General features: G+C 60.6%; 12 protein-coding genes. 5 read left to right on the top strand and 7 right to left on the bottom strand.

Annotation, left to right across the window (positions count from 1 at the left end; all coding sequences use genetic code 11):
* Window positions 1-22: 22 nt before the first annotated feature.
* Complete coding sequence (locus M5G20_RS15820; protein ID WP_273919840.1) at window positions 23-898, bottom strand: AraC family transcriptional regulator; 876 nt, start codon at window positions 896-898, stop codon at window positions 23-25.
* A gap of 138 nt (window positions 899-1036) precedes the next feature.
* On the opposite strand from M5G20_RS15820, the gene M5G20_RS15825 reads away from it, so the two are divergent.
* The gene (locus M5G20_RS15825) at window positions 1037-1939 is read left to right on the top strand and encodes a DMT family transporter (RefSeq protein WP_273919841.1); all 903 of its coding nucleotides are present in this window, start codon (window positions 1037-1039) and stop codon (window positions 1937-1939) included.
* A 51-nt stretch (window positions 1940-1990) separates the two neighbouring features.
* Here the strand turns inward: M5G20_RS15825 and M5G20_RS15830 are convergent, their stop codons facing one another.
* Window positions 1991-2965, bottom strand: coding sequence for a 2-hydroxyacid dehydrogenase (locus tag M5G20_RS15830; protein WP_273919842.1), 975 nt, complete (start codon window positions 2963-2965; stop codon window positions 1991-1993).
* Window positions 2966-3160: 195 nt separating this feature from the next.
* Here M5G20_RS15830 and M5G20_RS15835 point away from each other — a divergent pair, with 195 nt between their 5' ends.
* Window positions 3161-3397, top strand: coding sequence for a hypothetical protein (locus tag M5G20_RS15835; protein ID WP_273919843.1), 237 nt, complete (start codon window positions 3161-3163; stop codon window positions 3395-3397).
* A 144-nt stretch (window positions 3398-3541) separates the two neighbouring features.
* On the opposite strand, the gene M5G20_RS15840 is transcribed toward M5G20_RS15835, so the two are convergent.
* The 5 genes from M5G20_RS15840 to norR all read right to left on the bottom strand — a co-directional run bounded on the left by M5G20_RS15840 (window position 3542) and on the right by norR (window position 7819).
* Window positions 3542-4291, bottom strand: a complete 750-nt coding sequence (locus M5G20_RS15840) for a YkgJ family cysteine cluster protein (RefSeq protein ID WP_273919844.1) — start codon at window positions 4289-4291, stop codon at window positions 3542-3544.
* 83 nt (window positions 4292-4374) lie between these two features.
* Window positions 4375-4701, bottom strand: coding sequence for a hypothetical protein (locus M5G20_RS15845; protein WP_273919845.1), 327 nt, complete (start codon window positions 4699-4701; stop codon window positions 4375-4377).
* A 44-nt stretch (window positions 4702-4745) separates the two neighbouring features.
* Window positions 4746-5204 (bottom strand): GNAT family N-acetyltransferase, encoded by a 459-nt coding sequence (locus M5G20_RS15850; RefSeq protein ID WP_273919985.1) that lies wholly within the window; start codon window positions 5202-5204, stop codon window positions 4746-4748.
* Window positions 5205-5231: 27 nt separating this feature from the next.
* The gene (locus M5G20_RS15855; protein WP_273919846.1) at window positions 5232-6134 is read right to left on the bottom strand and encodes a chemotaxis protein CheV; all 903 of its coding nucleotides are present in this window, start codon (window positions 6132-6134) and stop codon (window positions 5232-5234) included.
* A 134-nt stretch (window positions 6135-6268) separates the two neighbouring features.
* The gene (norR, locus tag M5G20_RS15860) at window positions 6269-7819 is read right to left on the bottom strand and encodes a nitric oxide reductase transcriptional regulator NorR (RefSeq protein ID WP_150731889.1); all 1551 of its coding nucleotides are present in this window, start codon (window positions 7817-7819) and stop codon (window positions 6269-6271) included.
* Window positions 7820-7975: 156 nt separating this feature from the next.
* On the opposite strand from norR, the gene hmpA reads away from it, so the two are divergent.
* The 3 genes from hmpA (at window position 7976) to cyoA (ending at window position 11676) form a co-directional block, all read left to right on the top strand.
* Window positions 7976-9157: an NO-inducible flavohemoprotein gene (hmpA, locus tag M5G20_RS15865; RefSeq protein ID WP_273919848.1), complete on the top strand. Its 1182-nt coding sequence runs from the start codon at window positions 7976-7978 to the stop codon at window positions 9155-9157.
* Between the two features lie 247 nt (window positions 9158-9404).
* Window positions 9405-9914, top strand: a complete 510-nt coding sequence (locus M5G20_RS15870) for a disulfide bond formation protein B (protein ID WP_273919850.1) — start codon at window positions 9405-9407, stop codon at window positions 9912-9914.
* 826 nt (window positions 9915-10740) lie between these two features.
* Window positions 10741-11676, top strand: coding sequence for a ubiquinol oxidase subunit II (cyoA, locus tag M5G20_RS15875; RefSeq protein WP_150731892.1), 936 nt, complete (start codon window positions 10741-10743; stop codon window positions 11674-11676).
* Window positions 11677-11678: the final 2 nt, after the last annotated feature.

An 11678-nucleotide genomic window follows, 5' to 3' on the forward strand; every position in this document is an offset into this window, starting at 1 on the left:
GCTCGCGATGACGGCGGCACAGTCAGCGCAAAAACGCCTGCCGATATTCGCCTGGCGCCGCACCCAACGCCTGCCGAAACCGATTGGTAAAGTGACTGGCACTGGCAAATCCGCACGCCAACGCAATCTCGCCCAACGGCTGCGAAGTCGAACGCAACAATTCCCGCGCCCGGTGCAGGCGTCGCGCCAATACATATTGATGCGGTGGCAGACCGAAGCTTTCACGGAACATCCGCGCAAAGTGGTATTCCGACAACGCGCACAACGCTGCCAACTGGCCCAGGCTGATGGCCTGGTCCAGATGACTGTCGATGTACTCCACCAACAGCCGCCGTTGACGGGCTGCCAAACCACCCTTGAGGCGCAACCCCGAACGCGCGCTGACCTGGCTGAGCAAGGCATGGCTGAGAATCTCGTGGGCCAGGCTGCTGGTGAGCAGGCGTTCGCCCGGTTCGTCCCAGTTGAGGGTGATCAACTGGCGAAAACGCGCGGCCTGCTGCGGGTCATCGAGAAACGTCTGCTCGCGCAGCTGCAACTCCCGTGGTTCACGGTCAAGCAGGGTGACGCAGCCGAGGGCAAATTGTTCGGGGCTGAAATACAGGTGGGCCAGGCGAATGTCGCCGTTGATCACCCAGCCTGACTGATGGTCGGCGGGCAGGATGCACAACTTGTCCGGACCGCCCTTGTTGCCGGGCCGGTCGCGGCGGAAAGTACCGGTGCCGCCGGCGATGTAGCACGACAGCGTGTGATGACTCGGCGCTTCGTAATCCTGGGCGTCGTGGTGATTGCTCCACAAGGCGGCGGACAAGCCGTCACCGAGCTCGGCGCTGTGCTCAAGGCGAGCATTCGGCGAGCGGTTGAGGGCTTGAAAGACTTGTAGGGTATCCAGTGCGGCCATGATCGGTTCTCTCTGACGCCTTGCATCCTACTCCGTAGACCTGCGCCTGCCAGCCCGTCGTACGACAAAAGCGCAAGTTTATGCAAGTGCGCCAAGGCACCGCGCAAGACACTGGGCACCTATCGAGGAGCCTGTGCCATGAACCTGTCGTTATACCTGTTGACCGTGCTGATCTGGGGCACCACCTGGATTGCCCTGAAATGGCAGCTGGGCGTGGTGGCGATTCCCGTGTCGATCGTCTATCGCTTCGGCCTTGCCGCGCTGATCCTGTTCGTCATGTTGTTGCTCAGCCGCAAGCTGCAAGTGATGAACCGCCGTGGACATCTGATCTGCCTGGCGCAAGGGCTGTGCCTGTTTTGCATCAACTTCATGTGCTTCCTGACGGCGAGTCAGTGGATTCCCAGCGGCCTGGTGGCCGTGGTGTTTTCCACCGCGACCCTGTGGAACGCCCTCAATGCGCGGGTGTTCTTCAGCCAGAAAATCGCCCGCAATGTGCTGATGGGCGGTGCGTTGGGCTTGCTCGGGCTGGGCCTGTTGTTCTGGCCGGAACTCGCGGGCCACACCGCCAGCCCGCAGACCTTGCTCGGGTTGGGCCTGGCGTTGCTCGGCACCTTGTGTTTCTCGGCGGGCAACATGCTCTCGAGCCTGCAACAGAAAGCCGGGCTCAGGCCATTGACCACCAATGCCTGGGGCATGGCTTACGGGGCGGCGATGTTGTCGGTGTGGTGCCTGGTCAACGGCATTCCGTTCGACATGGAATGGAATGCGCGCTACATCGGTTCGTTGCTGTATCTGGTGATACCAGGCTCGGTGATCGGTTTTACCGCGTACCTGACGCTGGTCGGTCGCATGGGGCCGGAACGCGCGGCTTATTGCACCGTGCTGTTCCCGGTGGTGGCGCTGAATGTCTCGGCGTTTGCCGAGGGCTATCAGTGGACCGCGCCGGCACTCGCCGGGCTGGTGATGGTGATGCTGGGGAACGTGCTGGTGTTCCGTAAACCCAAGGCACCCATGATGCAGGGCACTGGCAAGTTGGCGTGAAGCCACCGGAGGATTAACGGGCAGGCGTGTCTGGCGCCTGCCCGTTTTGCTTTAGCCCTTCCAGACTTGTGGGTTCACCAGGTCCTGCGGCCGTTCACCGAGCAGGGCACTGCGCAGGTTGGCCAGGGCGCGGTTGGCCATCGCTTCGCGAGTCTCGTGCGTGGCGGAGCCGATGTGCGGCAAGGTCACTGCGTTTTTCAGCTGGAACAGCGGCGATTCGGCCAGCGGTTCCTTTTCGTAGACATCCAGCCCGGCGCCACGAATGCGGCTGGTTTGCAGCGCTTCGATCAGCGCTGGCTCGTCCACCACCGGCCCACGGGAAATGTTCACCAGAATGGCGCTTGGCTTCATCAGCGCCAGTTCGCGATGGCTGATCAAGTGTTTGGTTTTTTCGCTCAGCGGCACCACCAGGCACACGAAGTCGGCTTCGGCCAGCAGCTGATCCAGGCTGCGGAACTGCGCGCCGAGTTCCTGTTCCAGCGCGGTCTTGCGGCTGTTACCGCTGTAGAGGATCGGCATGTTGAAACCCAGGCGACCGCGGCGGGCGATGGCCGCGCCGATGTTGCCCATGCCGACGATGCCCAGGGTCTTGCCATGCACATCGCAACCGAACAGCTGCGCGCCGACGGTGGCCTGCCATTGGCCAGCCTTGGTCCAGGCGTCCAGTTCGGCGACGCGGCGGGCGCTGCTCATCAGCAGGGCGAAGGCCAGGTCGGCGGTACTTTCGGTGAGCACGTCCGGGGTGTTGGTCAGCATGATCCCGCGTTCGCTCAGGTACGCCACATCATAGTTGTCGTAGCCCACCGAGACGCTGGACACCACTTCCAGTTTCGCGGCGTTCTCCAGTTGCGCACGCCCGAGCTTGCGGCCGACGCCGATCAGGCCGTGGGCGTGGGGCAGGGCTTCATTGAATTGGGCATTGATGTCGCCGTTTTTCGGGTTCGGCACGATGACATCGAAGTCTTGTTGCAGGCGTTCGACCATCTCAGGCGTGACGCGGCTGAAGGCGAGGACGGTTTTTTTCATGGAGGCGGGCTCGTCGGGCGGGAATGCTTAGCAAGCTACAAGTTTCAGCCGTTCAGCCGCAAGTCCAAAAGGCGCTACCGTGGTTTTTAACTTGTGGTTTGCAGCTTGAAGCTTCTAGCTGCCCTTCCGCTATACTGGCGCCTTTCGCGGCTCGCTGACCGGGCCCGACACTTTGCGCAGCACCCCGGAGCTTTCATGACTTCCCCGAAACAACCGCCGGTCGACGACGTCCCGAGCGAAAGCCTCGACACCCGCGTCGAGAGCGAAACCAAAGCCGAAATCCCGGCGTTCAAGTTCCCGTTCAAACCGGGTGAACTGGCGTCCGCCAAGGGCTCCAACCAGCCGTGGTACAAAAACGGCGCCAAGAACGGCCACACTAAAACCCCAGGCATGGCGCCTCCGGGGACTCGGCGTTCGATGGGTAAGCGCTAAGCTCCAGAACTTGCGTCGCTCAATCTGCCGCCATCGCGAGCAAGCTCGCTTCCACATGTGATCGCATTCTCATGAAAGAACGCGTCACCCTGTGGGAGCGAGCTTGCTCGCGATGAGGCCATCACTGGCGCAGAATCTTTCGGATCAAGCCGCCCGCAATGAAATAAACGCATAGTTCGCTGGCGCATCCGTCGCCACCTGCGCTCCGGCTGCAACGACCTGCCCGGCAATATCCTCTCCCGAGACATGGAACTGCCACTCGCTGCTCCACTCTGGCAACGTCTGCCCGGTCAGTTCGTCGATGATCGTGGCGAACTCGTTCATGTCCGGCAGGAAAGCGGTGAATCCATCGCCCTTTAGCGCGGCGGTGCGAAACCCCAGCAGCGCACAAATAGCGTCTTTCATCTGGATATCATCGCGATCCGCCTGACGGGACCGCAGGATCAACTCCGACAGTTCCCGGTCGACGAGTTCGCCGCCGACGATCAGGTCCGGGCCTTTTTGCCACGACTCGGGTGGGCATTCCTTCACGGCGGTGTTCAGTGGAATGTGCGGATTGATCTCCATCGGATAAATGCGGCACACCAACGGCCGACGCTCATAGATGCGGCAGAGGTTGTCTTCGTCAAGATTCCGGCAGGGGCCGACGTTGTAGGCGGCAAAGGTGATGGCGACGTAAGCCTCGGCGTCGGCGCTGCGAACCAGCGCCGAACGGCGTTCGGCGTGTTCACGCTGTTGCGCCGGCAAGCCCAGGCCACCGCTGAGAAAGGCCTCCGCCAGCACAATCACCTGACCCCCGTCGGCCGCCCACATGCGGGCTTCGGGCAGGGTCAGGGGCACATGGTGGTCATTGCAGCATTTGCCGCAGCCTACGCAGGAAAACGTCGTATTCATTGAGCGGTCAGTCGCATCCGAGGGTATGAATCGGCGACAGAATGCCGCCGTACAAACCGCTATCGAAGCAAGTTATGCGCCACTCACTGCGCCTTGGCGGCCGGGCGGATGGAGTCCCACTCGGTGACGTAGGCGGTTTTGCTTTTCTTGTTGTACAGGCACAGCTCGGTGCCTTGTGCGCCTTTCATGTGTTTTTGCGGGTACTGGCCTTGCAGCAGCAGCGCGGTGTAGCCCACACGATCATCGAATTGCGCTGCGTTGCCGACGGCTTTGGCCTCTTTCAGGCCGCTGGCCTTGGTGCAGCTGGCGAGTACGGTTTTGTCGTAGGCGGCCCAGGCATCCGGACTGGAGGCGTGGGCCTGGGCGGCGAGGGCGGTGAGGCAGAGGAATGCCAGGGTAGCGGTTCTCATTGTTCAGGGATCCTTGGGCAGTTGAAGGCCAAGGTGTGAGTATGTCAGAGCGGAACCGGTTCCCGGCGGACCTCGAACATCCCGACACTTTCATACAGCCGCCGCGCCCGCCGGTTGTCTTCCAGCACTTTCAAATCCACAAAACCCTCGTGTCTTTGCTGAAACACCTTGAAGGCATGCAGCAACAGTAAGCGCCCCAGCCCTCGGCGTTGCGCCCGTGGATGCACCACCAGATTCTTGATGTAGGCGCTGGTCCAGCACTGGCACACGGCAACCACGCCTTCACGATCCAGTGCAACGAAGCACAGCGCGGGATCGTATTCGGGGTCGGTTTCGAACCGCTGCTGCCAAGGCATCAGCGCGGGCACCCGACCACCGCCGTCGCGGTAGCCCAGATCCATCAAGCGATGCACCGCTTCGGCAAGCTCGGGATGGTAGTCGCGCAATTGAATGTCTGCGGGCCAGTCGAAGGCCGGCACAACCTCGGCGAGGTCGCGCCGCATCAACCAGCAATAGTCCTCGGCCACGCCTCAGTGACCCTGTTCGGCCACGGCCTTGGCCGCGTCGATCAGGCATTTGGTCAGTTCCGGCGAGGAGAACTTGGTCAGCACCGCGTTCGCTCCGGCCAATCGCGCCTTTTCGCTGTTCATCGCGCTGTCCAGCGAGGTGTGCAGCAGCACGTAGAGGTGCGCGAAGTCCGGGGTTTCGCGCAGGGTGCGGGTGAAGGCGTAGCCGTCCATCTCGGACATTTCGATGTCGGAGACAATCAGGTTGATCTGCTGTGCGGTGCCTTGCAGGTCCAGCAGGCAATCGATGGCTTCCTTGGCGCTGCGTGCGGTGTGACATTGCAGGCCGAGGTTGCGCAGGGTGTGCACCGATTGCTGCAGGGCGACCTGGCTGTCATCGACCACCAGAATCCGCGCGCTGCCCAATACTTCGGCGTCTTCCATGCTGAGCTCGGTCGGCGCCTGTTCGATCTGCACCGGGGCGATACCGTGGATGACTTTTTCGATGTCCAGCACCTGCACCAGCGTGCCGTCGACCGAGGTCACCCCGGTGATGTACGAGCGCCCGCCGCCCGAGCCGAAGGGCGGCGGGCGGATGTCAGTGGTCAGGCAATGGACGATCTTGCTCACCGCCTGAACGTGCAGGCCCTGCTTGGAACGACTGACATCGGTGACGATCAGGCAACCACCGTTCGGATCTTCCAGCGGACGTTCGCCGATGGCGCGGCTGAGGTCGATCACCGACAGCGAGGCACCGCGCAAGGTGGCGATACCCTTCACATGCGGGTGCGACTCCGGCAGCTTGGTCAGCGGCGGGCAGGGAATGATCTCGCTGACTTTGAGCAGGTTGATCGCCATCAACTTGCCGCTGCGCAAGGTAAACAGCAGAAGCGAAAGTGAGTCTGCGCGGGCTTTGGTGGAGGACATAAGAACCTTCTGTGGAAAAAGGTGACGGGCGACCGCGAGGATCGCCAACAGCTATCGATGCCGGGTTATCGACTTGTCGGGGGCAGGCTTTAGGTTAATTGCCGGCCGCCAGTCAATTGGTCGCCACAATGGGGTTACTTCATGCCCAACCTTTTGGCCATGCGCCCAAGATTCGCCCGATCCAGGCCTAGCTCTCGGGCGGCACTGGCCCAATTGTTGTTGTGCCGCTCCAGGCACGCGCCGATCAACTGGCGTTGATAATTCTCTGTCGCTTCGCGCAAATCACCCGTCACCAACGCCATCGCGGCGGCCGCCGGTTGCTCGGTGGGGGCTTCGATGCTGCCGTTGGGCAGGTCCAGATCAGCCGCGCTCAAGCTGAGAATCTTCGGCCGCTCCTTGCAGTTACCCAGGGCCTTCAGCGCGCTGCGGCCGATCAGGTGTTCCAGTTCCCGCACGTTGCCGGGCCAGTCGTAGGCGAGCAACGCGGCTTGGGCATCGCTATTGAGGCGCAGGCTGTTGAGGCCCATGCGCGAACGGTTCTGCTCCAGAAAGTAACCGCTGAGCAGCAGCACATCGCGGCCACGGTCACGCAACGCCGGCACTAATAAAGGATAAACACTGAGGCGGTGATAGAAGTCGGCGCGATAGCGGCCGCTGCGCACTTCTTCGGCCAGGTCGCGGTTGGTCGCGGCGATCAGTCGTACGTCGACCTGATGTTCCTTGTCCGAGCCCAGGCGCTGCAACTGGCCGCTTTGCAACACGCGCAGCAGTTTGGCCTGTACCGTCAACGACAGCTCACCGACTTCATCGAGAAACAACGTGCCGCCATTGGCCAGCTCGAACTTGCCCCGTCGATCATTCATCGCCCCGGTGAAGGCGCCGCGCACGTGGCCGAACAACTCACTTTCCACCAGCGTATCGGGCAACGCAGCGCAATTGAGGCTGATGATCGGCTTGTCGGCGCGCGGGGAGGCGGCATGGATGGCCTGTGCCACCAGCTCCTTGCCGACCCCGGTTTCCCCGGTGATAAGCACCGTCAGGTCGCTGCCGCCCACCAGATTGATTTCCTCTACCAGCCGCTTGAGCGCTTTGCTCTGGCCGATCATTTCGCGGTTTTGCTGGCCGCTGGCCTGACGGTAAACCTCGGCGCGCTGGTGTTCATCTTCGACGCGATTGTTCAGGCGTTCGATGCGCTCGACGGCGTTGACCGTCGCGGCGGCGAGGCTGGCGAATGCTTCGAGGGCGTCCAGCTCGATCGGTTCGAATTGCTCCGGGTCGAGGGCGTCGAGGGTCAGCAAGCCCCATGGCCGCTCGTCGATAAGCAACGGGCAACCCATGCAATCGTGGACTTCCAGATGTTCATCGAGGCCATCGACCAGGCCGTCGTACGGATCGGGCATGTCGCTGTCGGCAGCAAAGCGGGTGGGGCCGGGGCTGCTGAGCAACGCTTCGAAGCGCGGGTGTTCGCTGACCTTGAAGCGTCGGCCGAGGGTGTCGGTGCTCAAGCCGTCGACGGCCAGCGGCACCAGCCATTCGCCATCAAGGCGCAGCAGGGCAGCGGCATCGCAGGGCAGGAGGGCGCGCATGGCTTCGAGCAGGCGTCGATAGCGCTCGCCTTCCGGCAGTTCGCGAGACAGGTCCGAGACCAGGGGCAGTAGGGCGGTGAGCAAAGATTTCGCAGTCATAGTGACTCCATGTAGTCGGTGTGACTATAAGTCAGGCTGTGTCGTTATGACTATCTTGTTTTTAAGTTGTTGATTTATATGGTTTTAATTGTTGGCACGGAACCTGATAAGCATAGGGCAATAGTTCAGAAACCCTCGTTGCTCAGGAGTCACTTTATGCTTAGCGTCCAAGACCGTGCCATCGTTAAATCCACTGTGCCGCTGCTGGAAAGCGGTGGCGAAGCCCTGATCACCCACTTCTACCGCATGATGCTGTCCGAGTACCCGCAAGTCCGCCCGCTGTTCAACCAGGCCCACCAGGCCACGGGTGACCAGCCGCGTGCACTGGCCAACGGTGTGCTGATGTACGCACGCCATATCGACCAGCTCGACCAGTTGGGCGACCTGGTGGCGAAGATCATCAACAAGCACGTGGCCCTGCAGATTCTCCCGGAGCACTACCCGATTGTAGGCACCTGCCTGCTGCGTGCGATCGCCGAAGTGCTCGGCGAAGAAATCGCCACACCGGAAGTGATCGCAGCGTGGGGCGCGGCTTACGGTCAGCTGGCTGACATCCTGATCGGCGCTGAAACCAGCATCTATGACCAGAAAGAACAGGCACCGGGCGGCTGGCGCGGGGCGCGGGAATTCATCGTCGCGGCCAAGATCGAAGAAAGCGCGGAAATCACCTCGTTCTACTTCGAACCGGTGGACAAAGGTTTGATTCTGGCGGCTGAACCGGGTCAGTACATCGGCATGAAACTGATCCTCGATGGCGAAGAAATCCGTCGCAACTACTCGCTGTCGGCCCTGGCGAACAAAGGCCAGTACCGCATCAGCGTCAAGCGCGAGGCCGGTGGCCGCGCCTCCAACTTCCTGCATGATCAATTGCACGTGGGGTCGACCATCGAGCTGTTCCCGCCATCGGGCGAGTTCACCCTGACCGCCAGTGACAAACCGCTGGTGCTGATCAGCGGCGGTGTCGGCATCACCCCGACCCTGGCGATGCTCGAAGCGGCGCTGCAGACCGAGCGGCCGGTGCACTTCATCCACTGCGCGCGCAATGGCAGCGTTCACGCCTTCCGCGACTGGATCGATGGATTGGCCGAGCGTCATCCGCAGCTCAAGCGCTTCTACTGCTATGCCGAAGATGACGGCGTGAGCCCGGCGGCGCACAAGGTCGGGCTGTTGAGCCAGGAGCAACTGGGCGAATGGCTGCCGCAAGAGCGCGACGTGGACGCTTATTTCCTCGGGCCGAAAGGCTTCATGGCAGCGATCAAGCGTCACCTCAAAGCCTTGGGTGTGCCGGAGAAGCAAAGCCGCTATGAGTTCTTCGGCCCGGCTTCGGCGCTGGAGTAACCGGTTTGCCGCGGAGCGTCACGCTCACCGCGGCACCTTTATCGCGAGCAAGCTCGCTCCTGCTGGGGTCGCGTCGTAATCAAACCCAGTGGGAGCTTGCTCGCGATGGCTTCACCTCGGTTTCATTTCTTGAAACCTTCAAAAGTTAATCCCTTCTTAACCCGTTTATCGTCTATTCCCCCGACATCCCCCGGCACGCGCCCAGCGTGTAGACTGGCGGGCATTCGATACCTTGAAGGGAAACGCGATGAGCGAGGAAACAATGCGGTTGGGCCGTGAACGGCGCTATCTGGTGTTGCTGGGCATCATCTGCCTGGCACTGATCGGCGGCGCGCTGTACATGCAAATCGTACTGGGCGAGGCGCCATGCCCGCTGTGCATCCTGCAGCGTTACGCGTTGCTGTTGATCGCCATCTTCGCCTTTATCGGCGCGGCCATGCGCAATCGTCGCAGCATCACGATTTTTGAAACCCTGGTGGTGATTTGCGCCCTGGCCGGCGTCGGCGTCGCGGGGCATCACGTCTATACGCAGTTCTACCCGGCCGTCAGCTGTGGCATCGACGTGTTGCAGCCAATTGTCGACGGTTTGCCGCTGGCGAAGATATTCCCGCTGGGCTTCCAGGTCGACGGTTTCTGCTCCACGCCGTACCCGCCGATTCTCGGTTTGTCGCTGGCGCAGTGGGCCTTGGTTGCCTTTGTGCTGGTGGTGATTCTGGTGCCGCTGCTGACCCTGCGTAACCGCAAGGCGCTGCACTGAGATTCGCCGTCACATGGTTTTGTAGAACAAAAAACGCCCCGGTCCTCGCAGAGAGGGCCGGGGCGTTTTTGTGTTTCAAAGGTCAGCTAAAAAGACCCTGACGGGCGGCAACCAGAGGTGCGACAGGTGTGCGACACGTTGTCACATCTTGAGTGGCGCAGTGGCGCTCAAGGCAGCGGATTGGCATGCGATGTTGCAATGGAATCGGACTGTTTCTCGGTATGTCGACTGGGCCCTTTACCCGTCTGGAGCAGGCAGTTTTAACAAGGTCTGGCGATTTGCCAGAGCCCTTGTCATATGGGGGCTTGCGCCAGGTGGAGTGTCGTCGCCAAGGCGTTGATACTGTCTGAATCGCCTGTGGTAGACCTACATTTTTTGGTGTTTTTGTTGAGAATTAATTTCGATAAGATGCGCCGCTTTTACGCGTTCGGCGAAGCATTGTTGCGACTCGGGATATAAATTATTTCGGGATGAGACATGGTTTAAAAAACGCTACATAACTACAATCGCCCGCACTGAATTCCCGGCGCTGCTCACCCCTGAAGGTGTTTGAGCAGAATCAGGGTGTCGAGAGGCCGGGCGGCTTCATGCGACTCCCAGGTGTCGGTGCCTCCAACTATCCGCACCAAATGGAATTGGTCTGTAACAAGGCCTTTGACCACGAATTCGAATAAGAACTCACCGCTGGCCCAGGATTTGTCGAAACGCGTCTGACGCTCGACGGGCAGCCCTTATTCAATCCAAAGAAAATGCCAACCCTTGGCAGGGTGAAGTGTTGGCGATCAAAACCCAACTGCATTGCGCAAGCTGCTTTAGAGGTCGTGAGATGAGTAAAAACAGGTACCCCAGACTACTAGGCTTATTGCCGCTGCTCGGCACGTTGTTGCTGGGAGGCTGCAACATGACCTTGCTCAATCCCACGGGCCAGGTTGGCCTGGAACAGAAAAACCTGATCATCACCGCAACGCTGCTGATGCTGTTGGTCGTGGTTCCGGTCATCGTCATGACCTTCCTGTTCGCCTGGAAATACCGCGCGTCCAACACCAAGGCGACCTACACGCCCAAGTGGAACCACTCCACCAAGATCGAGATCGCGGTGTGGACTGTTCCGGTGTTGATCATCATTGCCCTGGGTTACATCACCTACAAGTCGACCCACGAGCTGGACCCATACCGTCCGATCGAATCCGACGTGAAGCCGGTGACCATCGAAGTGGTCGCGCTGGACTGGAAGTGGCTGTTCATCTACCCGGAACAAGGCATTGCCACGGTCAACAAGATCGTGTTCCCGGCGCACACGCCAATCAACTTCAAGATCACCTCCGACGCCGTGATGAACTCGTTCTTCATCCCGGGCCTGGGTGGCCAGATCTACGCGATGGCGGGCATGCAGACCAAGCTGCACCTGATCGCTGACCGCAACGCTGAAATGGAAGGCATCTCCGCCAACTACAGCGGTGCCGGTTTCACCGGTATGAAATTCAAGGCTATCGCAACTTCCCAGGAAGATTTCGACGCCTGGGTAAGTGAAGTCAAAAAGGCACCTAAACAGCTTGAACAAGCTGAATACGCAGCCCTTTCCAAGCAGAGCCAGAACAACCCAGTCGAGCTCTACTCCTCGGTGACGCCGAACCTGTTCCAGATCATCGTCGACAAGTACGAAGGCATGAAACCGGGCCCTAAGGTGAAGCACGAGAAGAAAGAGAAAGAAGTGGCCGCTACGGACATGAACTCGCATTCAGCTGCCGGGGCAGAGGAGTAAAC

It is taken from the genome of Pseudomonas sp. TNT2022 ID1044, assembly GCF_028656895.1.
GTDB lineage: Bacteria > Pseudomonadota > Gammaproteobacteria > Pseudomonadales > Pseudomonadaceae > Aquipseudomonas > Aquipseudomonas reinekei.

Excerpts from the sequence above, each read along its gene's own strand:
- M5G20_RS15820 (WP_273919840.1), bottom strand. The coding sequence starts at position 898 with ATGGCCGCACTGGATACCCTACAAGTCTTTCAAGCCCTCAACCGCTCG.
- norR (WP_150731889.1), bottom strand. The coding sequence starts at position 7,819 with ATGACTGCGAAATCTTTGCTCACCGCCCTACTGCCCCTGGTCTCGGAC.
- hmpA (WP_273919848.1), top strand. The coding sequence starts at position 7,976 with ATGCTTAGCGTCCAAGACCGTGCCATCGTTAAATCCACTGTGCCGCTG.
- M5G20_RS15855 (WP_273919846.1), bottom strand. The coding sequence starts at position 6,134 with ATGTCCTCCACCAAAGCCCGCGCAGACTCACTTTCGCTTCTGCTGTTT.
- M5G20_RS15825 (WP_273919841.1), top strand. The coding sequence starts at position 1,037 with ATGAACCTGTCGTTATACCTGTTGACCGTGCTGATCTGGGGCACCACC.
- M5G20_RS15830 (WP_273919842.1), bottom strand. The coding sequence starts at position 2,965 with ATGAAAAAAACCGTCCTCGCCTTCAGCCGCGTCACGCCTGAGATGGTC.
- cyoA (WP_150731892.1), top strand. The coding sequence starts at position 10,741 with ATGAGTAAAAACAGGTACCCCAGACTACTAGGCTTATTGCCGCTGCTC.
- M5G20_RS15835 (WP_273919843.1), top strand. The coding sequence starts at position 3,161 with ATGACTTCCCCGAAACAACCGCCGGTCGACGACGTCCCGAGCGAAAGC.
- M5G20_RS15850 (WP_273919985.1), bottom strand. The coding sequence starts at position 5,204 with ATGCGGCGCGACCTCGCCGAGGTTGTGCCGGCCTTCGACTGGCCCGCA.
- M5G20_RS15870 (WP_273919850.1), top strand. The coding sequence starts at position 9,405 with ATGAGCGAGGAAACAATGCGGTTGGGCCGTGAACGGCGCTATCTGGTG.
- M5G20_RS15845 (WP_273919845.1), bottom strand. The coding sequence starts at position 4,701 with ATGAGAACCGCTACCCTGGCATTCCTCTGCCTCACCGCCCTCGCCGCC.
- M5G20_RS15840 (WP_273919844.1), bottom strand. The coding sequence starts at position 4,291 with ATGAATACGACGTTTTCCTGCGTAGGCTGCGGCAAATGCTGCAATGAC.